Source organism: Streptomyces sp. GMY02, from assembly GCF_019056675.1.
GTDB lineage: Bacteria > Actinomycetota > Actinomycetes > Streptomycetales > Streptomycetaceae > Streptomyces > Streptomyces odonnellii.
In genome coordinates this window covers 5,675,670-5,700,035 of record NZ_CP077658.1, presented here as the reverse complement: position 1 = coordinate 5,700,035, position 24,366 = coordinate 5,675,670, and the positions used below count along the sequence as shown (strand labels likewise).

Below are 24,366 nucleotides of genomic sequence, written 5' to 3'. Positions count from 1 at the left end.
TCAGCCCTTCTTCAACAGCAGCCGGGCCTCGCCGACCGTGATCACCGAGCCCGTCACCAGCACCCCGGCCCCCGCGAACTCCGACTCGTCCTCCGCGAGGGTGATCGCCGCCTCCAGCGCGTCGTCGAGGCGCGGCTCGACCTGCACCCGGTCGTCGCCGAACACCTCCACCGCGATCGCCGCCAGCTCGTCCGCGTCCATCGCCCGGTGGCTCGAATTCCGGGTGACGACCAGCTCCGCGCAGATCGGCTCCAGCGCCTCCAGCACCCCGCGCGCGTCCTTGCCGTCGCTGGCGCCCACCACACCGATCAGCCGGCTGAAGCCGAACGACTCGGTCACCGCGTCGGCCGCGGCGCGCGCCCCGGCCGGATTGTGCGCCGCGTCCAGCACCACCGTCGGCGAGCGCCGTACGACTTCGAGCCGGCCCGGCGAGGACACCGACGCGAACGCCCTGCGGACGGTGTCCATGTCCAGCGGCCGGGCGTGCTGCGCGCCGACCCCGAAGAACGCCTCCACCGCGGCCAGCGCCACCGCCGCGTTGTGCGCCTGGTGCGCGCCGTACAGCGGCAGGAACACCTGCTCGTACTCCCCGCCCAGACCGCGCAGCGTCAGCAACTGCCCGCCCACCGCGACCTCGCGGGCCACCACACCGAACTCCATGCCCTCGCGCGCCACCGTCGCGTCCACGTCGACGGCCTTCTTGAGCATCACCTGCGCCGCGTCCACCGGCTGCTGCGCCAGGATGACCGTCGCGCCCTGCTTGATGATCCCGGACTTCTCCACCGAGATCTCGCCGGGCGTCTTCCCGAGCCGGTCGGTGTGGTCCAGATCGATCGGGGTGACCACGGCCACCGACCCGTCGATCACGTTCGTCGCGTCCCAGCGCCCGCCCATCCCGACCTCGACGACCGCGACATCGACGGGCGCGTCCGCGAACGCCGCGTACGCCATGCCCGTCAGCACCTCGAAGAAGGACAGCCGGTACGGCTGCGAGCCGTCGACCATCTCGACGTACGGCTTGATGTCCTCGTACGTCTCGATGAACCGCTCGGCCGTGACCGGCGCGCCGTCCAGGCTGATCCGCTCGGTGACCGACTGGACGTGCGGGCTGGTATACCGGCCCGTACGCAGATCGAACGCGCCCAGCAGCGCTTCGATCATGCGTGCCGTGGACGTCTTGCCGTTGGTGCCGGTGATGTGGATCGAGGGGTACGAGCGCTGCGGCTCGCCCAGCACATCCATCAGCGCGGCGATCCTGGTCACCGACGGTTCGAGCTTGGTCTCGCCCCACCGCCCCGCCAGCTCCTGCTCGACGGCGCGCAGCGCCTTGTCCACCTCGGGGTCCTCGGGGCGCCCGGGCACCCCGTCCCCGCTGACGGGACCGGCCTGGGCGCGCAGCGTACGGCTGCCGGCCTCGATCACCGCCAGATCGGGATCACGGTCGGTCTCGGCGGCGACGATCTCGTCGAAGTCGTCGTGCTCACCGGGCTGGTCGAATGGACGCTGCTCGCTCACGCCCCCAGTCTACGGAGCCCCACCGACAGCCCGGCCCCCGGCCGAAGTCAAGCCCGTCAGACGATTGAGAACCGGGAGGCTGACATCAAGCCCGTCCGGCGATTGAGGACCGGGGTCCGGGGCGGAGCCCCGGCGCGGCACCGCCCCCGGGGCCCGAGGGCACGGCACCGTCCCCCGGGCCCCGAGCCCCGGCTCGGCTCGCAGGGGCGTCACGCCCCCGGCAGCGTCTCCACCTGCGCCGTGATCCGCTCGATGTCCGCCTCCGCCTTGGCCAGCCGCCCGCGGATCTTCTCGACGACCTGGTCCGGCGCCTTCGCGAGGAACGCCTCGTTGCCCAGCTTCGCCAGCGCCTGCGCCTTCTCCTTCTCCGCCGCGCCCAGATCCTTCGTCAGCCGCTTGCGCTCCGCCTCGACATCGATCGTGCCGGACAGGTCCAGCTCCACCCGCGCGCCCGCGATCGGCAGTGTCGCCGTCGCCTGGAAGGAGTCGCCCTCCGGCTGGAGCCGCAGCACCTGGCGGATGGCCGCCTCGTGCACGGCCAGCGGCGTACCCGACAGATCCAGCCGCGCCGGGACCTTCTGCGCAGACTGGAGCCCCTGGTCCGACCGGAACCGCCGGACCTCGGTGACCACCTGCTGGAGATGCCCGATCTCGGCCTCGGCCGCCGCGTCCCGGAACCCGCTGTCGACGGGCCAGTCCGCGATGACGAGCGACTCCTTGCCGGTGAGCGTCGTCCACAGCGTCTCGGTGACGAACGGGACCACCGGGTGCAGCAGCCGCAGCATCACGTCCAGGACCTCCCCGAGCACCCGCCCGGAGACCCGCGCCTGCGCGCCGCCCGCGAAGAAGGCGGTCTTGGACAGCTCGACGTACCAGTCGAAGACCTCGTCCCACGCGAAGTGGAAGAGCGTGTCGCTCAACTTCGCGAACTGGTAGTCCTCGTAGTACGCGTCGACCTCGGCGACGACCGCGTTGAGCCGCGACAGGATCCAGCGGTCCGACGCCGACATCTCGGCCGCGTCCGGCAGTTCGCCCTCGACGGTCGCGCCGTTCATCAGCGCGAAGCGCGTGGCGTTCCAGATCTTGTTGGCGAAGTTGCGGGAGCCCTGGACCCAGTCCTCACCGATCGGCACGTCGATACCGGGGTTGGCACCGCGGGCGAGGGTGAAACGGACCGCGTCCGAACCGTACTCGTCCATCCAGTCCAGCGGATTGACCGCGTTTCCAAAGGACTTGGACATCTTCTTGCCGAACTGGTCACGGACCATGCCGTGCAGGACGATCGTGTGGAACGGCGGAGTGCCGTCCATCGCGTACAGACCGAACATCATCATCCGGGCGACCCAGAAGAACAGGATGTCGTAGCCGGTGATCAGAATCGAGTTCGGATAGAACTTCTCCAGGCTCGGGGTCTGTTCGGGCCAGCCCAGCGTGGAGAACGGCCACAGCCCGGACGAGAACCAGGTGTCCAGGACGTCCGTGTCCTGTGTCCAGCCCTCGCCGCTCGGCGCCTCGTCATTGGGCCCGACGCACACGGTCTCGCCGTTCGGCCCGTACCAGACCGGGATGCGGTGGCCCCACCAGAGCTGCCGCGAGATGCACCAGTCGTGCAGGTTGTCGACCCAGCCGAAGTAGCGGGACTCCATCTCCTTCGGATGAATCGCGACCCGCCCGTCCCTGACCGCGTCGCCCGCGGCCTCGGCCAGCGGTCCGACCTTGACCCACCACTGGAGCGACAGCCGCGGCTCGATCGTCGTCTTGCAGCGCGAGCAGTGCCCGACGGAGTGCTTGTACGGGCGCTTCTCGGCGACGATACGGCCTTCGGCCCGCAGCGCGGCGACGATGGCGCTCCGCGCCTCCATCCGGTCCAGCCCCTCGAAGGGCCCGGGAACGGTGATGACGGCGCGCTCGTCCATGACCGTGATGTTCGGCAGGTTGTGGCGCCGGCCGATCTCGAAGTCGTTCGGGTCGTGCGCGGGGGTCACCTTGACCGCGCCCGTGCCGAACTCGGGGTCGACGTGCGTGTCCGCGACGACCGGGATCGTACGGTCGGTGAGCGGCAGCCGGATCCGCTTGCCGACGAGGTGCGCGTACCGCTCGTCGTCGGGGTGGACGGCGACGGCGGTGTCACCGAGCATCGTCTCGGCGCGGGTGGTCGCCACGACGACGGAGTCCTCGCCGTCGCCGTACTTGAGCGAGACCAGCTCGCCGTCGTCCTCCTGGTACTCCACCTCGATGTCGGAGATCGCGGTGAGACAGCGCGGACACCAGTTGATGATGCGCTCGGCGCGGTAGATCAGCTCGTCGTCGTACAGCTTCTTGAAGATCGTCTGGACGGCCTTGGACAGGCCCTCGTCCATGGTGAACCGCTCACGGGACCAGGCGACGCCGTCCCCGAGCCGCCGCATCTGCCCGGAGATCTGCCCGCCGGATTCGTTCTTCCACTGCCAGACCCGCTCGACGAACGCCTCGCGCCCCAGATCGTGCCGGGACTTCCCCTCCCGGCCGAGCTCCCGCTCGACGACGTTCTGGGTGGCGATCCCGGCATGGTCCATCCCGGGCTGCCACAGCGTCTCGTACCCCTGCATACGCTTCCGCCGTGTGACGGCGTCGATCAGCGTGTGCTCGAAGGCGTGCCCGAGATGCAGGCTGCCGGTGACGTTCGGCGGCGGGATGACGATGGTGTACGGATCCCTCTCGCTCTTCTCGTCCGCGTCGAAGTACCCGCGCTCTACCCAGCGCTCATACAGCTTCCCCTCCACCTCGGCCGGCACATACTGCGTCGGCAGTTCGGGGGCGCTGACTGGCTGCTGCTGAGTGTTCTCGGTCACCGGGCCAGTTTAGAGGTGTCACAGGCCGGTACTGAAACGGGATAGTTCGGTAACGGACCTGCCCCGGGTGGCCCAGGTCACTGTCCCGTCCGTCAGGATGTTCGGAACGCATAAGTTTCTGGAGGGGACAGAACAGATGAGTTACAACCAGCCGGGCCCGTACGGTGGTCAGCCGCCTCAGCAGCCGGGGCCGTACGGTCAGCCGCAGCCCGGTCCTTACGGCCAGCAGCCGCCGCAGGGGCCGCCGCCGCAGCCCGGCTACGGTTATCCGCAGCAGGCCCCGCCCCCGCCCGGGACGCCGCCGCAGCCCGGGTACGGGTATCCGCAGCAGGGCGGGCCCTACGGGCAGCCGCCGCAGCAGCCGCCGTACGGCCAGGGTCCGGGCCAGTATCTGCCTCCTCCGTCCGCGCCCAAGAAGAAGACCGGGCTGATCATCGGCGTCGTCGTGGTGGCGCTGGCGGTCATAGCCGGCGGGGCGTACTTCCTGACCTCCGGCGGCGGTGGCGGCGGCTCGGTCGCCGACGACGGCCCGCACAAGCTGACCACGCCGGACACGGTCATCGGCGGCTCGTACAAGAAGGTCGACTCCGGCGCGGGCGGCGACGACGGCATGTCCGAGCAGGACCTCAAGGACATCGAGAGCTGGGGCGTCAAGAACCCGAAGGACGTCGGCGCGGGCTACTCCTCGGGCGGCGAGTCCCTGACGAGCAAGCAGCTCACCTTCAGCGGTGTGTACGGCGAGATCGACGACCCGGAGAAGGTCGTCGACTCGCTCTTCGCGAAGATGAAGGCCGAGGCCGGCCAGGACAAGGCCACCGAGGGCGAACTGGTCGGCAGCCCCGAGGAGTTCACCCCGGAGGGCTTCGAGAACGGTGTGCTGAAGTGCCAGGAGGCCAAGATCACCGACAGCGGCAAGACGTCGTCCTTCCCCACCTGCATCTGGGCGGACCACAGCACCGCGGTCTACGTGCTCTCCATCGACCTGGCCCAGCTCGCCACCGGTAAGGGCACGTCCCTCGAAGAGGCCGCCACCCTGGCCGCCAAACTCCGCAACGACGTCCGCGTCGCACTCTGACGCGTCACCCCCGCACCACACGCAAGCGCCCGGGCAGTGTGACCGCCCGGGCGCTTGCGTGTACGTGTGGGAGTGGCGCGGGAGAGTGTTACGCCGACTTCTCGTGTCTGCCGTCGTTCTTCACGATCCGCGGCTCGCGCGGGACCAGCGTCGGGTTCACGTTGTCGCGGACCACCGCCGCCGTGATGACCACGCGGGCGACGTCCTTGCGGGACGGGACCTCGTACATCACCGACTGGAGGACCTCTTCGAGGATCGCGCGCAGGCCGCGGGCGCCGGTGCCGCGGAGGATGGCCTGGTCGGCGATGGCCTCCAGGGCGGGGCGGTCGAAGTCCAGCTCCACGCCGTCGAGTTCGAAGAGCCGCTGATACTGCTTCACCAGCGCGTTCCGCGGCTCGACCAGGATCTGGAGCAGCGCCTCGCGGTCCAGGTTGTGGACCGACGTCAGGACCGGCAGCCGGCCGATGAACTCCGGGATCATCCCGAACTTCACCAGGTCCTCCGGCATGACCTCCTGGAACTGGTCGCTCGCCTCGATCTCCCGCTTCGAGCGGATCGTCGCCCCGAAGCCGATCCCCTTCGCGCCCGCCCGCGACTCGATGATCTTCTCAAGACCCGCGAACGCGCCGCCCACGATGAAGAGCACGTTCGTCGTGTCGATCTGGATGAACTCCTGGTGCGGGTGTTTCCGGCCGCCCTGCGGCGGTACGGACGCGGTCGTCCCCTCCAGGATCTTCAGCAGCGCCTGCTGCACGCCCTCGCCGCTCACATCGCGTGTGATCGATGGGTTCTCGCTCTTGCGCGCGACCTTGTCGATCTCGTCGATGTAGATGATCCCGGTCTCGGCCTTCTTGACGTCGTAGTCGGCGGCCTGGATCAGCTTCAGCAGAATGTTCTCGACGTCCTCGCCGACATACCCGGCCTCCGTCAGCGCCGTGGCGTCCGCGATGGCGAACGGTACGTTCAGCATCCGGGCCAGTGTCTGCGCGAGCAGTGTCTTGCCGGACCCGGTCGGCCCCAGCAGCAGGATGTTCGACTTCGCCAGCTCGATCGCGTCGTCGCGACCGGACCCGCTTCCTGTCTCGCCCGCCTGCACCCGCTTGTAGTGGTTGTAGACCGCCACCGAGAGCGCCTTCTTCGCGGGCTCCTGCCCGACGACGTAGCCCTCGAGGAACTCGTAGATCTCGCGGGGCTTGGGCAGTTCCTCCCACCGCACCTCGGAGGTCTCCGCCAGCTCCTCCTCGATGATCTCGTTGCAGAGGTCGATGCACTCGTCGCAGATGTACACACCGGGACCCGCGATGAGCTTCTTCACCTGCTTCTGGCTCTTCCCGCAGAACGAGCACTTGAGCAGATCGCCGCCGTCACCGATGCGTGCCACGAGGTGCTTCCCCTTCGCCTGGGAGCAGCTTTGGTTCAGCGGCTCCTGTGCCTCATATCCGACGGTACCTTGCCCGGGCCCCCGTTCGGGCCCCCCTTGGCGCGGTTCACGCTCACCGCGCCAAGGGCGCCGGGTGTGTCCGGTGTGTCAGGCGGCCGCAGCGGCCGTGGTCTTGCGGGTCGACACGATCTGGTCGACCAGTCCGTACGCGAGCGCGTCCTCGGCGGTGAGGATCTTGTCACGCTCGATGTCGTCGCGGACCTTCTCGATCGGCGTGGTGGAGTGCTTGGCCAGCATCTCTTCGAGCTGGGCGCGCATCCGGAGGATCTCGTTGGCCGCGATCTCCAGGTCGGAAAGCTGCTCACGGCCGGTCTGGCTGGACGGCTGGTGGATCAGCACGCGCGCGTTGGGCAGGGCGAGCCGCTTGCCGGCCGTGCCGGCGGCGAGCAGGACGGCGGCGGCGGACGCGGCCTGGCCCATGCACACGGTCTGGATGTCGGGCTTCACGAACTGCATCGTGTCGTAGATGGCGGTCAGCGCCGTCATCGAGCCGCCGGGGCTGTTGATGTAGATCGAGATGTCCCGGTCGGGGTCCATCGACTCAAGGCAGAGGAGCTGCGCCATGACGTCGTTGGCGGAGGCGTCGTCGATCTGCACGCCGAGGAAGATCACACGCTCCTCGAAGAGCTTCGCGTACGGGTCGTACTCGCGCACACCCTGCGAGGTGCGTTCCACGAAGCGCGGAACGACGTAACGGTTGTCCACCTGAGGGCCGGTGTAGAGGCCGCTCGCGGAGTTGCTGTTCATGTGCATGTGGGTGTTCACCATCCTGTGGCGTTCGGTGGTCGTGGCGGGCTCGTGGCCGGCTGGTACGGGGCGGCGCTCCTGCTCGGGGGCGCGCTCAGGCCCCGGTGCCGCCGCCGCCCGGAACGCCCGAAGCAGCGGAGATGATCTCGTCGATGATGCCGTACTCCTTGGCCTCCCCGGCGGTGAACCAGCGGTCGCGGTCACCGTCGCGGATGATCGTCTCCTCGGTCTGGCCGGTGTGACGAGCGGTGATCTCGGCCATGCGCTTCTTCGTACGGAGAAGCTGCTCGGCCTGGATCTTGATGTCGGAGGCGGTGCCACCGAGGCCCGCGGAGCCCTGGTGCATGAGGATGTCGGTGTGCGGCAGCGCGAAGCGCTTGCCCGCCGTGCCGCCGGTCAGCAGGAACTGGCCCATGGAGGCGGCGAGACCCATACCGATGGTCACCACGTCGTTGGGGATGTACTGCATGGTGTCGTAGACGGCCATGCCGGCCGTCACGGAGCCACCGGGGCTGTTGATGTAGAGGTAGATGTCCTTCTCGGGCTCGGCCGCGAGGAGGAGGAGCTGCGCGGTGATCTTGTTGGCGATGTCGTCGTCGACCTGCTGGCCGAGGAAGATGATCCGCTCTCCGAGCAGCCGGCTGTAGACCTGGTCGCCGAGGCCACCACCGAGGGACGGCTCACCGGCGGCGTAAGGCATCAGATTCGTCACGCGTATACACCTGCTCGTCTCTGACGGCTTTGGCCGTCTCAGCGTCTTCGTACCGGGGACGGGAGACTCCCCAGCCCTCGTATTCATGGACCCTAACGCGCTGGTCGGCGGGCGCCATCCCGGTTCCGGGGCTGTTCGCTGGGAGCGCAAGGTAGTTGAGGAGCGCAAACGGCTGTACGGCCCGCTGCGGGCCTGGGCGCCGACGGGAAGGGCCCCGGGGTCGCGTGGCGCGTCCGGGGCCCTTCCTGGCGTTCACAGCGGCTCGGAGCCGTTACGGGAGAACGGCTCAGGCCTCGGGCTTGTCGGCCTTGTCCGCGGCGGCGGCGTCGGCGCTGTCCGCGGCCTCCGCGGCCGGAGCCTCGGCGGCGGCCTCGACGGCCTCCCCCTCGTCCTCGGCGTCGTCCTCGTCCCGCAGGTCGACGGCCTCACCGTTGGTGTCCGTCACCTTCGCGGACTCGACGACCACGGCCAGCGCCTTGCCCCGGGCGACCTCGCCCACGAGCATCGGCACCTGGCCGCCCTCGACGACCGCCTTGGCGAACTCGTCGGGGGACATCCCGGAGGACTGCGCGCGCCGCATGAGGTGCTCGGTCAGCTCCTCCTGGTTGACGTTCAGCTTCTCCTTGTTGACCAGTTCGTCGAGGATGAACTGCGTCTTGATGCCCTTGACCGCCTGCTCCTTGGTCTCGGTCTCGAACTCCTCCTCGGTCTTGCCCTGGATCTCCAGGTACTTCGCGAGGTCGAGTCCCATCTGACCGAGCTGGTGGTGCTCAAGGTTGTGCTTGCGGGTGTTGATCTCGTCCGCGAGGAGCTTCTCGGGGATCGGCACCTCGGCCAGCTTCAGCAGCTCGTCCAGGACCCGCTCCTGGGCCTGGGTGGCCTGGTCGTACTGCTTCTCGTTCTCCAGGCGCTTGCGCTCGTTCGCACGCATCTCCTCGATGGTGTCGAACTTGCTGGCCATCTGCGCGAAGTCGTCGTCCAGGTCGGGCACCTCGCGGGCGGAGACCTGCGACACCTTGACGGTGACCTCGGCCTCCTTGCCCTCCGCGGCGCCGCCCTTCAGCTCGGAGGTGAAGGTGGCCTCGCCGCCCGCCTCCAGTCCGATGACGGCCTCGTCGATGCCGTCGAGCAGCTCGCCGGAGCCGATCGTGTACTGGATGCCGCTGGCGACGCCGTCCGGCAGCACCTCGCCGTCGACCCGGGCCTCCAGGTCGACGGTCACGACATCGCCGTCGGCAGCGGCGCGCTCGACCGGGGCGGTGGAGGCGAAGCGCTCGCGCAGGCGCTCGACGGCCTTGTCGACGTCCTCCTCGCTGACCTCGACGGCGTCGACGGTGACCGCGATGCCGGAGTAGTCCGGGATCTCGATGACCGGGCGGACGTCCACCTCGGCGGTGAAGGCGAGCAGCTCGCCGTCCTTCAGTTCGGTGATGTCGACATCGGGCTGACCGAGGACATTCAGCTCACCCTCGTTGACCGCGTCGGTGTAGAACTTCGGGAGGGCGTCGTTGACCGCCTCCTCCAGCACAGCACCACGCCCGAACCGCTGGTCGATGATCCGGGCCGGGATCTTGCCCTTGCGGAAGCCCTTCACCGTGACCTGCTGGTTGATCTTCTTGTACGCCGCGTCGAGGCTGTCCTTGAGCTCCTCGAAGGGCACCTCGACAGTGAGCCGAACCCGGGTCGGGTTCAGGGTCTCCACGGCGCTCTTCACGGTTCGGTCTCCTTGGTGGCTGATTCAGGGGTTCTGCTGTGCCCGCGCCCTGTCCGGCGGAGGCCCCAGCGGATGCCCGCCCGGCTCGTCAGAGACTCTTCAGACACACGGGCACGCAGCTTGCATAGTAACCGCAAGCGGGAAGCCGCCAACAACGCGCTGCCGCGCCGCGGTCCTGCCTGAATGGTCGGGGTGGCCGGATTCGAACCGACGACCTTCCGCTCCCAAAGCGGACGCGCTACCAAGCTGCGCCACACCCCGTCGGTGCGACACGTAGGGTACATGCCCGCAGGCACCACGTCGGCCTCTTTGTACGGGGCTTTGTACGGGGCCCTCGCCCCGGCCTCTCGCCAGGTGTGCGGCGAGTGGTCCGTACCCGCTACGATGTTGTCCGTGCCGGGGCCGATTCGGTCCACGGCACGCGCTGTGCGGGCGTAGCTCAATGGTAGAGCACTAGTCTTCCAAACTAGCTACGCGGGTTCGATTCCCGTCGCCCGCTCCATGTTCCGAAGCCTCCGGCCCGACCGCGTACTTCAGCGGTCGGGCCGGAGGCTTTTCGCGGGCTTGTGCCGTGCCGGTACGTGCCGGCCGGCGCGCCTCAGAAACGTATCTGGTTGATCATCTCGGCCAGCGAATTGAGAAATCGATTCACCGAGGGCGCGATGTTGGTGGAGGCCAGGAAGAAGCCGAAGAGGATCGCCACGATCGCCGGACCGCCCTTGAGGGAACCGCCGCGGATCAGCACCACCATGATGATCGCCAAGAGAAGCACCACAGACAGTGAAATGGCCACAACTGATCACACCCTTGGTCGGTTCACCCAGCCCTTGCCGCGCAACACACGCGACGTACACCCCTCTTGGACCATGGTGCCATCAACTCCCGCGCAGATGTTGTCGGGTGACGGCTTTCTTTCACCGGGATCCGCCCACGCCAAGAGCCGCCCTCAAGTCGTTTGGTAAACTAATTATTGACGATTCCTTGACACTTCCTTGACTAGCGGAGGAGCGATCCCATCGGACACGCGGAGACCCTCATAGCCATGGGCGGGGCCTTCCTCGCCGCCGCCGTACTCGCACGCCTCGGCAGCCGTATCGAGCTGCCCACCATCCCCCTCTTCATCCTGGCCGGGATCCTGCTCGGCCCGCACACGCCCGGCATCGTGCTGGTCTCCGATCCGCACGACCTGGAGATGCTCAGCGCCCTGGGCCTGGTCCTGCTCCTCTTCTATCTGGGCCTCGAATTCCATCTGGACGACCTCAAGGCGGGCGGCCGGAAGATGGCCCTCGCGGGCGGCACGTATCTCGCCCTGAACGTCGGCGCCGGACTCGGCTTCGGCTTCGCGCTCGGCTGGGGTACGAGCGAGGCGCTGGTCCTCGCCGGGGTGCTCGGCATCTCCTCGTCCGCCATCGTCACCAAGGTCCTGGTCGACCTCGGCCGTATCGGCAACCCGGAGACCAGGCCCGTCCTCGGCATCATCGTCGTCGAGGACATCTTCCTGGCCCTCTATCTCGCGGCCCTCCAGCCGATCCTGTCCGGCGCCGACAGCCTCTCGGCGGCGGTGATGGACGGAGCGAAGGCCTTCGGCTTCCTGCTGGCCCTGGCGGTCGCGGCCCGGTACGGAACGAAGCTCGTGGGCCGGTTCATCGCCACCAAGGACGACGAACTGCTCGTGATCTCCTTCCTCGGCATCGCGGTCTTCGTGGCGGGCGTGTCCGAGTGGTTCGGAGTCGCGGACGCCATCGGCGCGTTCATGGTCGGCCTGATGCTCGGCGGTACGACCTCGGGCGACCGGATACGCAAGCTCGTCCACCCGCTGCGCGACGCCTTCGGCGCCATCTTCTTCTTCGCCTTCGGCCTGTCGATCAATCCGGGCGATCTGCCCACCGTCCTGTGGCCGGTGCTGGCTGCCGTCGCCGTGACGCTGGTGATGAACATCCTGGCGGGCCTCTCCGCCGCCCGGATCTTCCGCTTCGGAGCCGGACCGGCGGCCAATATCTCCACCACCCTGCTGGCGCGCGGCGAGTTCGCCCTGATCCTCGCCACCATGGCCGCCGGGGCGAGCCTCGACGTGCGGCTCGCCCCTTTCATCGCGGGTTACGTGCTGATCCTGGCCGTACTGGGCCCGCTCGCGGCCGGCCGGTCGCACTGGCTGGCCCGCGTACTGCCGGGCGGGCGCCGTGGCGGCGACGGTGACGGCGGCGGACGGTCCGACGGACCGCGCCGCCTGGAAGAGGCGTCAGCCGCGGGCTGAGTCCGGCGCCCGTACCTTCGCCACACACTCGAACCACACCGTCTTCCCGCCCCTCGCCCGCGGAGTCACCCCCCACCGGTCGGTCACGGCCTCCACCAGCAGTAACCCCCGTCCGCCCTCGGCCAGTTCGTCGACCGGCTCGCCGGCCGAGCTTGGCTGCTTTACGTATGGCACGCCGGGCGCCCTGTCCGTCACCTCGACGCGCAGCGCGTCCGGCTGCCACACAAAAAGGATCGAACAGTGCCGGTCCGGCACATGCCGGACCACGTTCGCCAGCAGCTCGGTCAGCGCCAACTCCGCGCCCTCGCACAGCTCTTCCAGGTCCCACGCGCAGAGGTACGTCCGTACGATCCGACGCAGATGCCGGGCCGAATGCTCACCGACAGTGAAGCTCATGCCGTAGGAACTGGGCGGAAAATCAGCGCTCGTCTGCACGCTAACTCCAGGTCGTCGGGGACGGGTTGTCGTATTCACCCCCCAAGACTGCGACGACTCGACTACTCTCGGCCACGGACCAGTCGGAACGCTCCGTAACGTTGGAGGCAGTCGTGAAGAACACCCGAGACCTGGACCCGAGCGCGTCACCCCTGGATTACTACGGCGCGGAGCTACGGCGACTGCGCGAGGCGCAGGGACTCAACCAGAGGCAGTTGGGCGAGGCGATCTTCTGTACGGGCTCACTCGTGGGCCAGATCGAGACGGCCCACAAGGTCCCAACCAGGCCATTTTCGGAGTCGGTTGACGCGGCGCTGGGGACGGGGGGCACGTTCACACGCCTGTTGCCGCTGGTGCTGAGGAGCCAACTTCCGCCGTGGTTCCAGCCGTATGCGGACATGGAAGCGAAGGCGTCGTACATCAGCACCTTCCAGGCGCAGGTAGTGCATGGCTTGCTCCAGACTGAGGCATACGCAAGGTGCGTACTGGGCGCCATGAGCAAGCACAAGCTCGATCCGCATGTCGCAGCCAGGATGGACCGCCAGAGCGTCCTCACGCGGGAGCATCCGCCGCTGGTCTGGGCAGTGCTGAGCGAGGCGGTGCTGTACGGGGAAGTCGGCAATCGGAAGGTCATGCGGGAGCAGCTCGCACATCTGCTGAGCTTTCGGGACGCCGAGTGGGTGCAGATCCAGATACTGCCGTTCGCGGCCGGTGCACATGCCGGGCTGATGGGCTCGTTCAACGTCCTGCGCTTCGACGGCGGTGACCCCGACATCGCCTACACCGAGGGCTACGAGTCCGGTCATCCAACGGCCAATCCGCACGAAGTCAAGCTCCGTTCGCTCCGTTACGATCATTTGCAGGCCGCCGCGCTCTCCGTGGAGGACTCGGCGGCGATGATCGCCCGCGTAATGGAGGAACGCTATGGAGAGCAACCCGATCTCGACGGGCGCGATTTGGCGTAAGTCGAGTCACAGCGGCGACACCGGCGGCGACTGCATCGAGTGTGCGCCGATCGGCGACGCCGCTTGGCGCAAGTCGAGCCACAGCAGCGACACCGGCGGGGAGTGCGTCGAGTGCGCCACCGTCGGAACCGTCGCCTGGCAGAAGTCGAGTCACAGCGCCGACACTGGCGGACAGTGCGTTGAGGTCGCCCCTTGCACCGCCGCCGTCGCCGTACGCGACTCGAAGAACCCCGAGGGCCCGGCGTTCGCCGTCGCCCCTCACGCCTTCACCACGTTCGTCACCGCCACCGCAACCGGCGAGCTGACCCCCGTACATCCGTAACCACCCACAACCAGAGGCCGGTACGGTCCTGTCCCCCAGCCCCGTACCGGCCTCGCCCCATGCCCTGCGCAGCCGGGTCAGGCCGCGGTCCGCAGGTGCTCCCGTGCCCACTCCTCGAAGCTGGTGAGCGGGATGCCGAGGTCCCGTGCGAATTCCGGGAGTGCGGGCTGCGCGTGCTCGTTGATGTGTGACTGCCCGAAGCCCATGTCGGGCATCCCGGCGGCGGTCGCCTCCTCCTCGGTCATGTCGGGCGCGGTCAGCTCGGTGCCCAGGGCGCGGGAGAGGATCGCGGCGATGTCGGTCATCGTCAGGTGGTCGCCGGCCAGTTCCAGTTCGACACGGTGGAACCGCTCGGGCGCGGCGACGGCCGCGGCGGCTGCCCGGCCGATGTCCTCGACCGCGATGAGGGACAGCCGGGTCGCGGGCTTCAGGAGGCTCACCAGGCCGCCTTCGATCCCGCGGGGGAACATGATCTCTTCGGAGGGGTGGAAGTTCCCCATGAAGAAGCCCGGTTTGATGAGCGTCCAGTGCGTGAAGCCCGCCTCGCGCACCCGGTCCTGGATCCCGGTCTTCGCGGCGTAGTAGGGCTCCATCCAGGCCCAACGGCCCTTGACCCACTCGGTGTGCTGCCCGGCGCCGGAGACGGACGTGTGCACGAACTGCGGCACTCCGGCGGCCCTCGCGCCCTCGATCAGATTGACCGCCTGGGCCAACTCGCCTTCGAAGGCACGTCCGTTCATGTCGGGCATCTGCACGGAGAAGACGGCGCGGGCGCCTTCGGCGGCACGGGCCAGTGAGTCGCGGTCGTCGAGATCGCCGGTGACCAGTTCGGCGCCGAGCGCTTCGACGGCCTTGGCCCGGTCGGTGGCGGGGTCGCGGACCAGGGCGCGTACGGGAATACCGGCGGCGAGCAGGGCACGGGCGGTGGCGCCGCCTTGCCGGCCGGTGGGGCCGGTGACCAGGACAGGTGCGGAATCAGTGGACATGGATTACCTCGGGGTGGTGGCACGCACAGCTAAGTGGCGAGGCCCGCCACTTACCTTCCGGTACGATACGGAGGACCCCGCCACTTAGCAATCCCGGAGATGACGCCATGCCCGTCCAGCGCGCGGACGCCCGGCGCAACTACGCGCGGATCCTCGCCGTGGCCGAGGAGGAGGTCGCCGCGCACGGCGCCGACGCCTCCCTGGAGCAGATCGCCCGTATCGCGGGAGTCGGCTCGGCCACGGTGCGCAGGCACTTCCCGGGCCGGCAGGCGCTGCTGCAAGCGGTGTTCAGCGAACGGATCGAGGTTTTGTGCGCCCGCGCCGAGGAACTGGCCGGGGCGGGCGACGCGCGGACCGCGCTGCTGGAGTGGCTGGGCGCGCTCACCACGTACGCCGCGTCCGCACGCGGCCTGGCCGACGCGCTGGTCCAGGACGGCATGGCGACCGACGACCCGGCCCATGTGAACGCCTGCTCGGCGAAGCTCAACGGCGCGGTCGCCCCCCTGCTGCGCCACGCCGCACAGGCCGGCGCGGTGGCCCCGGACGTGACCGTCACCGACCTGGTCACCCTGGTCACAGGCATCGCCCTGGCCACGGAGCACCACCCGAACCCGACCACCGAGGCCCACCGCCTGCTCGCCCTGACGGTGCGAGGAATCAGCCCGCGGGGGTGATCAGGGGGTGGAGGGGCGGGTCTCGGTCCAGTCGACCATGAGCTTGCGTTCGGCGAAGAACCACTGGCCGTCCAGCTTGGTGAAGGTGTCGAGGTAGCGGATGGAGGCGACCATCAGGGTGCGCCGGCCGTCCGGGTGCCAGACGTGGTGTGCCAGGCAGTAGGTCTCGCCGGTGGCGGTGTCGCCGTCGATGGTCACGGTCGACTGGCCGTTGAAGTGCGTTGTGGCGTCGTAGGTGTTGAGGTTGGCGAAGACCGGCGCCAGCGCGTCGCGGCCGTGCAGTTCCTGCGTGGGTTCGGGCGAGCGGCTGTCCATGTGGACGACGAAGTGCGTGTCCTTCGCGAAGAGCGCCATCTGGCCCTCGGCGTCCCGGGTGTCCGCACAGCGCGCGTACGCGTCGACGAGTTCACGCAGGGCGACACGGTCGGCGGCTTCCCGCTCGGACATGGATACGGCGGCGTGGATGCCCATGGGGTCTCCTCGGTCGGGCAACTATTTGACAGGTGTCCAATAGCGTACTCGACATGCGACGATGGCCGTCGCCGACCGCGGGAAGGAGGACCGGCGCATGGTGGACCGGCAGGTGGAGGACCGGCGGATGGTGGACCGGCGGATGGTGGACCCGAGGATCGTCCGGACGGAGCGCGCCACGGAGGACGCCGTGATCGCGCTCGCGTCCGCCCGGCCCGTTTCCCGGATCAGCGTCTCCGAGCTGGCCGAGGCGGCGGGCGTCAGCCGCGCCACGTTCTACAACCGCTACACGACACCGCTGGACGCCCTCACCCGCGTACTGCGCGCCGATCTGCGGGCGCTGCGTGCCGCGGACGAGGAACGGCGGGCGGGCGGCACGGAGCCGCCGGATGTCGCCCTGCGCCTGGCCACGGGCGACATCGTCGACCATGTCGAGCGCTATCGGGAGGTCTACCGGCAGGCGCGGCACGATCCGGCGGACCGTGGTGTCTTTGACGCGCTGACGGAGCACTTCACCGACTACAGCCTCGCCTTCATGCGTACTTCGGGCCACGCGCCGCCCGAGGGGATCGACCACCGGATCGTGGCCCAGTTCCTCGCGCACGGCTTCGCCGGAGCGCTGCGTGCCTGGCTGTCGGACGACAGCGTCGGCCGCGACGAACTGGTCGAAGCGGTGAGCGCCGCCGCTCCGGTGTGGTGGACGCGGTAGGGGTGTGGGCGTGTTGACGCATGCGAAAGGCCCCTCCTCGGGTGAGGAGGGGCCTTTCGTGTGGAGCGCCCGGCAGGCCTTGCACCTACATTTCCCACCGGCTGGTGGGCGTCTTTCCTTGGACCACAGACGCGTGACGTCCGTTTCCCTTGCGGTGAACCGGAGTTACGAGATGATCATACACCCGATCCACAGGTGCCGGGCCCAAGTCGACGCTCGCGCAGGCGTCTACCAGCGGTACCAGCGACCCCTGCGACCACCGCCGGCCGCGGGGCGCACGACGAAGCCGAGCAACCACACGACGGCGACGATGACCGCGATCCACCACAGTGCCTTCAGGGCGAATCCGGCGCCGAAGAGGATGAGTGCCAGCAGAAGTACCAGAAGCAGGGGAACCATTGTCATCAACCTCCTGGACCTGCGCTTGCCCCTCCTTCGGGCCCGCAAGCACACGGAAGCCGGTCTTCTTCGGATCCGCGCAGGACCGCAGTGCTCAGGCGATGGACCCGGTGGTTTCCCTGACCTTGGCCGCCAGGGGAGCCGGGAGGGGGCGTAGCCAAGTCCGGCGAGTGTTTGCTGGGCTTCCGTGCCTGCGGTGTAGGTCAGGAAGGACTTCAGGGCGCCGAGGGTGGCGGCCCGGTTGCCCGTGTCGCAAACGATCTCGTATGTGACACCGAGGAGGGGGTACGCGCCCTTGGCGGCGATCGTGTAGTCGAGGTCCAGAGCCAGGTCCTTGCCCGTACCGGCCACCCGGGCGCCGGCGAGGGCCTGGGAGGCGGTGGCCGGGGTGGGCGCTACGGGCTCGGCGGCACCTGTGTCGAGTTTGACGGTGTTCAGGCTGCGGTTGGCCGCGTAACTCAGCTCCGCGTAACCAATCGCACCGTCGGTCTGCTGGACCTGTTCCATGAGTCCGCCGGAGGTGGCGACGCTCTGGCCGCCGGGGGCGTTCCACCTGTTGCCGTCGGTGTACGGCCAGTTCTCGAACCCGGCGGCGGCCACCAGGAACGTGCCGAGGGTGAAGTTGACGCCGGACTCGTCGGAGCGGTGGAACGCCGTGATGGGCTTGTTGGGCAGCGCGGCGGTCGGGTTCAGTTCCGCAATGGCGGGGTCGTTCCATGTGGTGATCTCGTCGGCGAAGATCCTGGCGAGGGTGGGAGCGTCCAGTACGAGGTCGTCGACGCCGGCGAGGTTGTAGGCGAAGACGACCGGGGTGCCGAGCATGGGCAGGTTGATGCCCGTACCGCCGCCCTGGCAGACCTCCTTGGACTGCTCGGCCTCGGCCGGATCGAGCGGGGAGTCGGAGCCCGCGAAAGCGGTGGTGCCCTGGAGGAACTCGGCTATGCCGGCACCCGAGCCTTTGGCGCTGTAGTTGATCTGGGTGGCGGGACAGGCCGCGGTGTAGTCCTTGACCCAGGCGTCGATGGCGTCCCTCTGGCCGCTTGAACCCGAGGCCAGGAGGGTCTGGCCGCTGTCGGCGCAGACGGGAGCGGAGGAGGAGGCTTTGGCATCGGGACTGCTGGAGCCGCCGGTGGTGTCCGGGGACTGGCCGGACTGGCCGCCGCTTGAGCTGCCCGGGTCGTTCGCATTGCCCTTGCCGAAGAACGCGTCGTTGAGGACCGGGGTGAGGGAGGCCACGGCGGCGACGAGGAGGGCGCCGATGAGTACCCGGGCGCGGTGCTTGCGGAACCAGGTCCGGGGCTGGGCGGTGGGCGAGATACGGGCGTCGGGGAGGGCGTTGGAGGAGTCGCCGTCCGGTGCGGGGCGTGCCGCGGGCCGGGGCGCGGGGGTCGCGGGGACGGGCCTTGGCCTGGCGGGTGCGGGGCGCGCGGCGGGAACGATCCTGGTGGTCTCGGCGGAGGCCGGTTTCTCGGCCGGGGCGGGCTCGTCGGCCGGGGGCTTGTCCATCGGGACCGGCTGGGCGGCGGGCGCGGTGTCGGCGCTCGGGGACGGGGTGCCGGGGGCGGCGGGCGCGGTCGGTGTGGGCTCGGCGGGGGCGGGCTCGGGCGGTGCGGGGGCCGGGGGCGGAGTCGTACCCGTACCGCTGCTCGTACCCGTACCGCCCGCCGTACTCGTACCCGTATCCGCATCCGCGAGTCCGACCGCCGCGGCGAGCGGCGAGGGCAGCCACGGGGACTCGCGCAGGGCGAGGGCCAGGGTCTGCGTACGGTCGGTGGTCAACGGCGCTGCGTCTGCTTCGGGTTGGGGCCCGGCGGCGACAAGTCCCGCGAGTTCGTGCAGGAGTTGGGGCACGGTCGGTCGGGCGTCGGCATCCTTGGCGAGGCAGCGGGCGACGACATCCCGTACGCGCGGGGGCAGCCCGGACAGATCCGGTTCCTCGTGGACGACGCGATAGCCCATGGCGTGGGACGAGCCGGTGCCGAAGGGCCCGCGCCCGGTGCCCGCGAAGGCCAGTACCGCGCCCAGGCAGAACACGTCGGCGGCGGGCCCGACGTTCCGGCGGGTGAACTGTTCCGGGGCCATGAACCCCGGTGTGCCCACGATGAGGCCGGTGCTGGTGAGCGCGTCGGAACCGGCTTCCATGGCGATGCCGAAGTCGATGACGCGGGGGCCGTCCGAGGCGAGCAGTACGTTGGAGGGTTTGAGGTCGCGGTGGATCAGCCCCGCGGCGTGGATGGCCTGGAGCGCCTCGGCGAGGCCGGCGCCGAGGGCGTACACGGACCATTCGGGCAGCGGGCCGTGCCGCCCGATCGCCTCGGCGAGGGAGAGGCCCGGTACGTACAGCGTGGCCAGCCAGGGCGCCTCGCCGTGCGGGTCGGCGCCGACGACGGCGGCGGTGAAGGCGCCGCTGACGGCCTGCGCGGCGGAGGCTTCGCGGGCGAACCGTTCACGGAAGCCCGGTTCGTCGGCCAGCTCGGGCCGGATGACCTTCACGGCCACCTGCCGCCCGCCGGGCGAGGCCGCGAGATAGACCCGGCCCATCCCGCCGACACCCAGCAGCCCGGTCAGCCGATAGGGCCCCACCGACTCCGGATCCCCCACCGCCAGAGCTTTCACCACGGCCCCCCACTCCCCCGCTTCCGCCCGGCAAGTGCCGCCCGCGAGCGTACCGATCCCCGGACAGCGGGCGCGAACCAGACTCGCCCCCAAGGGTGTTGGGCCCCTTGAGCGCTGAGGCCTCGGCACTTCCGCAAGAGGTGTTGCACAACGAACATTGCACAACAGCTCTTGTGGATATAACTTCGTCCGCATGTCCGACCACGACGACCGCGACCGTTCCATCACCGACTCCCGTGTCCTCGCCGCCATGGCCCATCCCGCCCGGCGGCGGCTGCTCGATCTGCTCAAGCTCGACGGGCCCGCGACCGCCAGTGGGCTGGCGCAGCAGACCGGGGAGGCCGTGGGGAATGTCAGTCATCATCTGCGGGCGCTGGCCGAGGCGGGGCTGATCGAGGAGGCGCCGGAGCTGGCGCGGGACCGGCGGGAGCGGTGGTGGCGGCGTACGACACCCAAACTGTGCTGGTCCTCCGCGGACTTCGCCGAGGACGCCGCCGGGGAGGCCGTCGCGCACGCCGTCGACTCGCTCAATCTGGAACGGCAGACCGGGCATGTACGGCGCTGGGCCGACCGGCCGCAGGCCGAGCAGGCGCGGTGGCCGCTGGGGCCGTTCTCGAACGAGGCGTGGCTGCGGGTCACCGACGCCGAACTCGCGCAGTTCGCCGCCGAGATCGGCGCGGTCGTCGACCGGTGGGCCGATCGCGAACTGCCCGACGACGGCCAGGAGCGCGGCACCGTCTTCACCTTCACCCGCGCCGTACCGGGCCGCCCCTAGACGCGCCGTACCAGGCCGCCCGTAGACACCGTGGACCGGCCGTACAGCCCGTAAAACCCCCAGAGAGTGAGTGAGTAACAAGATGAGTGTGTGGTTCATCACCGGCGCCTCGCGCGGCCTCGGCGCCGCCATCGCCCGGGAAGCCCTGGCCCGCGGCCATCAGGTCGCCGCCACCGGACGCGATCTGGACGCCCTCCGTCGCGCCTTCCCGGACTCCGGCGACGCCCTTCTCGCCCTCGCAGCCGATGTCACCGACGAACCGAGCGTCCGGGCCGCCGCGGACGCCGCAGTCTCCCGCTTCGGCCGGATCGACGTCCTCGTCAACAACGCAGGGCGCGGGCTGATCGGCGCCGCCGAGGAGGTCTCGGACGAGGCCGCCCGCGCGGTGTTCGACACCAACTTCTTCGGCGTGCTCACCACCCAGCGCGCCGTCCTGCCGGCGCTGCGCGCCCAGCGCTCCGGGCATGTGATCAACATCAGCTCGGTGGGCGGGTTCACCGGCTCCCCGGGATGGGGCCTGTACGCGGCGACGAAGTTCGCCCTGGAGGGCATGTCCGAGTCGCTGCGGGCGGAGCTGGCGCCCCTCGGCGTACGCGTCACGATCGTTCAGCCGGGCGGCTTCCGTACGGACTTCCTGGACGGTACGAGCCTGCACACCGAGCCTCACACGATCGACGACTATGCGACGACCTCCGGCGCCACCCGCGATGTCCCCGCCTCGTACAACCACGCGCAGCGCGGCGACCCGGCCAAGGCCGCGGCGGCGATCGTCGATCTGGCGGAACTGCCGGAGGGCACCGAACCGCCGATGCGGTTCCAGCTCGGCGCGGACTGTGTGGAGCGCGTATCGGCCAAGCTCGATCAGGTACGGAAGGACCTCGACGCCTGGCGAGCGGTGGCAGTCGCGACCGACCACGCCGACCAGTCGGCGACCGCTTCGTAACCCCCTGGCGCCCCGGCGCCTCATTCCGCTCCCCCGCACATCCGTTGCCCCCGCTTCACAAAGGCCTTCAGAATCTCCACATCCGTTCGAATGAGAAAGATTTCCGAGAAACAGCGCCACTCGAAGCAAAATCCGGGAGTGGTCACCCGGGAGCGGTCAACGAGAAAGCGGAATTACTCAGGCGAGTTTGCGGATTCACATCCCGGCGTCGCGCCAAGCGCACCGCGGGCGCGCGGGCGCGAAGCGGGTTTCCCGGCGTAGAAATTCCCGGCCGCCGATGAAGAGCGCATGAATGGAACAGAACATTCCCCGCCGGATGCCAGGGTCATCAATTGGCCATTCCCAGATATCCGCTTGCGTCTGAGGAACTTCAACGCGTTGCATGGTCAAGTCTTCGCAAAAGCAAGGGCACCATCAATGCGGGAGATACCTTGATCCACACATCAGACACGTTCGGCGTTCTGCGGGAGTACGAAGAGGTGGTGGTGACCGGCGGAGCCGGGTTCGTCGGGCGCCATCTCGTCACAGCCTTGAGCCGCTTGGACAAGAAGGTCACCGTCGTCGACCACGCCGTTCTCGGCGAGGACATCGCTTCGCTGCCCGGCGTCCGGCATGTACGCGCCGACTTACGTGACTACGGCGAGACACTTCTCGCCCTCCAGGGAGCCGACGCCGTCTTCCACTTGGCGGGAAACGCCAGCGGGACACTGTCCGTCGAGAAACCGCGTCACGACTTTCATCTCAACGCGCTGGCGACCTGCAACGTCGGCAACGCCTCGCTCGAACTCGGAGTGCGGCGGCTGGTCTACCTCTCCTCCGCCATTGTGTACGGCACTCCGCAGCACGCACCCATACGTGAGGACCATCCCACAGGGCCGTTCCTGCCCTATGGCGCTTCCAAACTCTCGGGCGAACTCACACTGCGCAGCCTGCACCGAACCACCGGACTGCCGGCCGTCATCGGACGGTCCTTCGTGATCTACGGTCCGGGCGAGGACCCGCGTCAGGCCGGTGGCGAAGTGTCCCAGTTCCTTCGCTGGCATCTCAACGACCTGCCGATTCCGGTCGTCGGGGACATCGACCGCAAGACACGGGATTTCATCCATGTCGACGATCTGTGCCGCGCGCTCATCACGCTCGCCGACCGCGGGACGGACGGCGAGATCTACAACCTGGGCAGTGGCACGGACGTGTCCATGCGTGAACTGGCCGAAGCCGTGACGAGGGCCACCGGCCGGCCGGCGCGCTTGGAGGCCGACAACAGCAGTCTCGAAGACAGCTTCACCCTGGTCGCCGACATCTCACGCCTGACCGCCCTCGGGTTCAAACCGCAGGTCACCCTGGACGCGGGGCTCACCGCGCTCGCCGAGGAGCTGGGCCGCTTCCCCGAACTGCCCACGGCCAAGGCGGTCTTCCGCAGGGAGCCGCCGCCGAGGAGGCGTCTGGCGGCGAGCCCGGGCGCGGCGGAAGCGGTGGCGTCGTGCTAGCACTGGACGGGGGCGGGAGCGTCATCCCCGAAGGCGCGGTGGCACCGTGGCCGCACATCCTCGACGAGGACCGGAAGGCCGTGCTCGGCGCCCTCGACCAGGCGACTCCATGGCACTGGCCGATGAAGGCCGTACAGGAACTGGAGGACGCCTGGGCGCAGTTCACGGGGATGCCCTATGTCCTCGCCGCCAACTCGGGAACCGCCGCACTGCACATGGCGATCGCGGCGGCCGGCGTCGAGCCGGGCGACGAAGTGCTCGTACCCGCGGACACCTTTCTCGCCTCGGCGTCCAGCGTCCTCCAGGCGAACGCGATACCGGTCTTCGTCGACACCGACATCGAGACGTTCAACATCGACCCCGGCCTGGTGGAGGCGCGGATCACGGACCGTACCCGCGCGATCATCGCCGTCGACCTCAACGGTCTGCCCGCCGATTACGACGCGCTGCGCGGGATCGCCGACCGCCATGGTCTGCACCTGATCGAGGACGCCGCGCAGGCCCACGGTGCCACGTATCACGGCCGGCCGGTGGGCGGTCTCGGGTCCATGAGCGGAGCCAGCCTCAACGGCTCCAAATGCCTCTCGGCCCTCGGTGAGGGGGGACTGTTCGCGACCCGCGACGCGGATGAGCACCGGCTTGCCCGGAGGGTGCTGATGTTCGGCGAGGAACTGCCGGGCCAGGGCCGCGACTACAACGCCCGGATCATGGGGTGGAACTACCGGATCGACGTCCTCGCGGCGGCTTTCGCCCGCTCCCAGCTCACTCGTCTGGCTGAGATGTCACGGATCCGCGAGGCGAACGGCGCGGCGCTCACAACGGCACTGGCCGGCATCCCCGGCATCAGACCGCCCGTCATACCCGACGGCCTGACACACGTGTACTTCTTCTACCCGCTGCTGGTCCAGCCGGAGGACCTCGGTCTGGACGACATCCCGGTGGAGGCGTTCCGGGACGCGCTGGCGCGGGCGGTGAACGCGGAGGGGCTCGGCATCATGCGCTGGCAGCCGCAGCCCGTCCCGGCCCAGACCCTGTTCCAGGAGATGCGCGGCTACGGACGCGGCTGCCCGTGGTCCTGCGGCCACGCCGCCGCGGGACACGCCTACCGGCCCGAGGAGTACCCGGTGGCCGAGGAGATCTGCCGGCGCAGACTGGTCCTCGGGCAGAGCTTCAGTTCCCTCGGGCCGCCGAACGACGAACGGACCATGCTGATGTTCGCCGAGGTGTTCCACAAGGTGCTCGTGGAAGAACGCGACGCGCTCATCTCGCTCGCCCGCGGCATGGCCTGAACCTCG

21 protein-coding genes and 2 tRNA genes are annotated in these 24,366 nt (G+C 69.2%); 11 read left to right on the top strand and 12 right to left on the bottom strand.

The genetic code is table 11. The features are described from left to right. A complete protein-coding gene (locus KQY30_RS24105; RefSeq protein WP_217308613.1) occupies positions 1 to 1,515 on the bottom strand; it encodes a folylpolyglutamate synthase/dihydrofolate synthase family protein in 1,515 nt (504 codons plus the stop codon). A gap of 209 nt (positions 1,516 to 1,724) precedes the next feature. Continuing rightward, complete coding sequence (locus KQY30_RS24100) at positions 1,725 to 4,346, bottom strand: valine--tRNA ligase (RefSeq protein WP_217308612.1); 2,622 nt, start codon at positions 4,344 to 4,346, stop codon at positions 1,725 to 1,727. 136 nt (positions 4,347 to 4,482) lie between these two features. On the opposite strand from KQY30_RS24100, the gene KQY30_RS24095 reads away from it, so the two are divergent. Continuing rightward, positions 4,483 to 5,421, top strand: a complete 939-nt coding sequence (locus KQY30_RS24095; protein ID WP_217308611.1) for a hypothetical protein — start codon at positions 4,483 to 4,485, stop codon at positions 5,419 to 5,421. Between the two features lie 88 nt (positions 5,422 to 5,509). Here the strand turns inward: KQY30_RS24095 and clpX are convergent, their stop codons facing one another. The 5 genes from clpX to KQY30_RS24070 all read right to left on the bottom strand — a co-directional run bounded on the left by clpX (position 5,510) and on the right by KQY30_RS24070 (position 10,296). Continuing rightward, positions 5,510 to 6,802, bottom strand: a complete 1,293-nt coding sequence (gene clpX, locus KQY30_RS24090) for an ATP-dependent Clp protease ATP-binding subunit ClpX (protein ID WP_046498884.1) — start codon at positions 6,800 to 6,802, stop codon at positions 5,510 to 5,512. A 147-nt stretch (positions 6,803 to 6,949) separates the two neighbouring features. Beyond that, complete coding sequence (locus KQY30_RS24085) at positions 6,950 to 7,630, bottom strand: ATP-dependent Clp protease proteolytic subunit (RefSeq protein ID WP_269801364.1); 681 nt, start codon at positions 7,628 to 7,630, stop codon at positions 6,950 to 6,952. A gap of 73 nt (positions 7,631 to 7,703) precedes the next feature. Next, a complete protein-coding gene (locus KQY30_RS24080; RefSeq protein ID WP_217311289.1) occupies positions 7,704 to 8,309 on the bottom strand; it encodes an ATP-dependent Clp protease proteolytic subunit in 606 nt (201 codons plus the stop codon). A gap of 298 nt (positions 8,310 to 8,607) precedes the next feature. After that, positions 8,608 to 10,035, bottom strand: coding sequence for a trigger factor (tig, locus tag KQY30_RS24075; protein ID WP_217308610.1), 1,428 nt, complete (start codon positions 10,033 to 10,035; stop codon positions 8,608 to 8,610). A gap of 184 nt (positions 10,036 to 10,219) precedes the next feature. After that, positions 10,220 to 10,296, bottom strand: a tRNA-Pro gene (locus tag KQY30_RS24070). Positions 10,297 to 10,463: 167 nt separating this feature from the next. On the opposite strand from KQY30_RS24070, the gene KQY30_RS24065 reads away from it, so the two are divergent. Further along, positions 10,464 to 10,537: transfer RNA gene (locus tag KQY30_RS24065), tRNA-Gly, on the top strand. Between the two features lie 96 nt (positions 10,538 to 10,633). Here the strand turns inward: KQY30_RS24065 and KQY30_RS24060 are convergent. Then, entirely contained in the window at positions 10,634 to 10,828 is a 195-nt protein-coding gene (locus KQY30_RS24060; RefSeq protein ID WP_046498879.1) for a hypothetical protein, read from the bottom strand. A gap of 249 nt (positions 10,829 to 11,077) precedes the next feature. On the opposite strand from KQY30_RS24060, the gene KQY30_RS24055 reads away from it, so the two are divergent. Next, the gene (locus KQY30_RS24055) at positions 11,078 to 12,289 is read left to right on the top strand and encodes a cation:proton antiporter (RefSeq protein WP_217308609.1); all 1,212 of its coding nucleotides are present in this window, start codon (positions 11,078 to 11,080) and stop codon (positions 12,287 to 12,289) included. Here the strand turns inward: KQY30_RS24055 and KQY30_RS24050 are convergent. After that, positions 12,275 to 12,685: an ATP-binding protein gene (locus KQY30_RS24050; protein ID WP_217308608.1), complete on the bottom strand. Its 411-nt coding sequence runs from the start codon at positions 12,683 to 12,685 to the stop codon at positions 12,275 to 12,277. The genes KQY30_RS24055 and KQY30_RS24050 overlap by 15 nt on opposite strands. A gap of 152 nt (positions 12,686 to 12,837) precedes the next feature. On the opposite strand from KQY30_RS24050, the gene KQY30_RS24045 reads away from it, so the two are divergent. Further along, complete coding sequence (locus KQY30_RS24045; RefSeq protein ID WP_217308607.1) at positions 12,838 to 13,689, top strand: helix-turn-helix transcriptional regulator; 852 nt, start codon at positions 12,838 to 12,840, stop codon at positions 13,687 to 13,689. Then, entirely contained in the window at positions 13,649 to 14,011 is a 363-nt protein-coding gene (locus tag KQY30_RS24040; RefSeq protein ID WP_217308606.1) for a DUF397 domain-containing protein, read from the top strand. Before KQY30_RS24045 ends, KQY30_RS24040 begins: the two co-directional genes overlap by 41 nt. 77 nt (positions 14,012 to 14,088) lie before the next feature. Here KQY30_RS24040 and KQY30_RS24035 read toward each other — a convergent pair whose 3' ends face one another. Continuing rightward, positions 14,089 to 14,997, bottom strand: coding sequence for an NmrA family NAD(P)-binding protein (locus KQY30_RS24035; RefSeq protein ID WP_217308605.1), 909 nt, complete (start codon positions 14,995 to 14,997; stop codon positions 14,089 to 14,091). Between the two features lie 107 nt (positions 14,998 to 15,104). Between KQY30_RS24035 and KQY30_RS24030 the strand changes: the two genes are divergently transcribed. Then, complete coding sequence (locus tag KQY30_RS24030) at positions 15,105 to 15,671, top strand: TetR/AcrR family transcriptional regulator (protein WP_217308604.1); 567 nt, start codon at positions 15,105 to 15,107, stop codon at positions 15,669 to 15,671. On the opposite strand, the gene KQY30_RS24025 is transcribed toward KQY30_RS24030, so the two are convergent. Next, a complete protein-coding gene (locus tag KQY30_RS24025) occupies positions 15,672 to 16,142 on the bottom strand; it encodes a nuclear transport factor 2 family protein (protein WP_217308603.1) in 471 nt (156 codons plus the stop codon). 97 nt (positions 16,143 to 16,239) lie between these two features. On the opposite strand from KQY30_RS24025, the gene KQY30_RS24020 reads away from it, so the two are divergent. Continuing rightward, complete coding sequence (locus KQY30_RS24020) at positions 16,240 to 16,851, top strand: TetR/AcrR family transcriptional regulator (protein WP_254407303.1); 612 nt, start codon at positions 16,240 to 16,242, stop codon at positions 16,849 to 16,851. A 228-nt stretch (positions 16,852 to 17,079) separates the two neighbouring features. Here KQY30_RS24020 and pstS read toward each other — a convergent pair whose 3' ends face one another. After that, a complete protein-coding gene (pstS, locus tag KQY30_RS36670) occupies positions 17,080 to 19,869 on the bottom strand; it encodes a phosphate ABC transporter substrate-binding protein PstS (protein WP_254407302.1) in 2,790 nt (929 codons plus the stop codon). A gap of 190 nt (positions 19,870 to 20,059) precedes the next feature. Here pstS and KQY30_RS24000 point away from each other — a divergent pair, with 190 nt between their 5' ends. The 4 genes from KQY30_RS24000 (at position 20,060) to KQY30_RS23985 (ending at position 24,360) form a co-directional block, all read left to right on the top strand. Continuing rightward, complete coding sequence (locus KQY30_RS24000; RefSeq protein WP_217308601.1) at positions 20,060 to 20,641, top strand: winged helix-turn-helix domain-containing protein; 582 nt, start codon at positions 20,060 to 20,062, stop codon at positions 20,639 to 20,641. An 82-nt stretch (positions 20,642 to 20,723) separates the two neighbouring features. Continuing rightward, on the top strand, positions 20,724 to 21,584 hold the full coding sequence (locus KQY30_RS23995) for an oxidoreductase (RefSeq protein WP_217308600.1): 861 nt from the start codon (positions 20,724 to 20,726) through the stop codon (positions 21,582 to 21,584). A gap of 431 nt (positions 21,585 to 22,015) precedes the next feature. Further along, positions 22,016 to 23,071 (top strand): NAD(P)-dependent oxidoreductase, encoded by a 1,056-nt coding sequence (locus tag KQY30_RS23990; RefSeq protein WP_254407301.1) that lies wholly within the window; start codon positions 22,016 to 22,018, stop codon positions 23,069 to 23,071. Next, positions 23,065 to 24,360 carry a DegT/DnrJ/EryC1/StrS aminotransferase family protein gene (locus KQY30_RS23985; protein WP_217308599.1) on the top strand — a complete coding sequence of 432 codons (1,296 nt, stop codon included), beginning with the start codon at positions 23,065 to 23,067 and terminating at the stop codon, positions 24,358 to 24,360. The genes KQY30_RS23990 and KQY30_RS23985 overlap by 7 nt, the downstream gene beginning before the upstream one ends. Positions 24,361 to 24,366: the final 6 nt, after the last annotated feature.

Coding starts and splice junctions, on each gene's coding strand:
- KQY30_RS24095 (WP_217308611.1), top strand. CDS start 4,483: ATGAGTTACAACCAGCCGGGCCCGTACGGTGGTCAGCCGCCTCAGCAG.
- KQY30_RS24085 (WP_269801364.1), bottom strand. CDS start 7,630: ATGGTGAACACCCACATGCACATGAACAGCAACTCCGCGAGCGGCCTC.
- KQY30_RS24080 (WP_217311289.1), bottom strand. CDS start 8,309: ATGCCTTACGCCGCCGGTGAGCCGTCCCTCGGTGGTGGCCTCGGCGAC.
- KQY30_RS24055 (WP_217308609.1), top strand. CDS start 11,078: ATGGGCGGGGCCTTCCTCGCCGCCGCCGTACTCGCACGCCTCGGCAGC.
- KQY30_RS24050 (WP_217308608.1), bottom strand. CDS start 12,685: ATGAGCTTCACTGTCGGTGAGCATTCGGCCCGGCATCTGCGTCGGATC.
- KQY30_RS24040 (WP_217308606.1), top strand. CDS start 13,649: ATGGAGAGCAACCCGATCTCGACGGGCGCGATTTGGCGTAAGTCGAGT.
- KQY30_RS24035 (WP_217308605.1), bottom strand. CDS start 14,997: ATGTCCACTGATTCCGCACCTGTCCTGGTCACCGGCCCCACCGGCCGG.
- KQY30_RS24030 (WP_217308604.1), top strand. CDS start 15,105: ATGCCCGTCCAGCGCGCGGACGCCCGGCGCAACTACGCGCGGATCCTC.
- KQY30_RS24025 (WP_217308603.1), bottom strand. CDS start 16,142: ATGGGCATCCACGCCGCCGTATCCATGTCCGAGCGGGAAGCCGCCGAC.
- KQY30_RS24020 (WP_254407303.1), top strand. CDS start 16,240: ATGGTGGACCGGCAGGTGGAGGACCGGCGGATGGTGGACCGGCGGATG.
- KQY30_RS24000 (WP_217308601.1), top strand. CDS start 20,060: ATGTCCGACCACGACGACCGCGACCGTTCCATCACCGACTCCCGTGTC.
- KQY30_RS23995 (WP_217308600.1), top strand. CDS start 20,724: ATGAGTGTGTGGTTCATCACCGGCGCCTCGCGCGGCCTCGGCGCCGCC.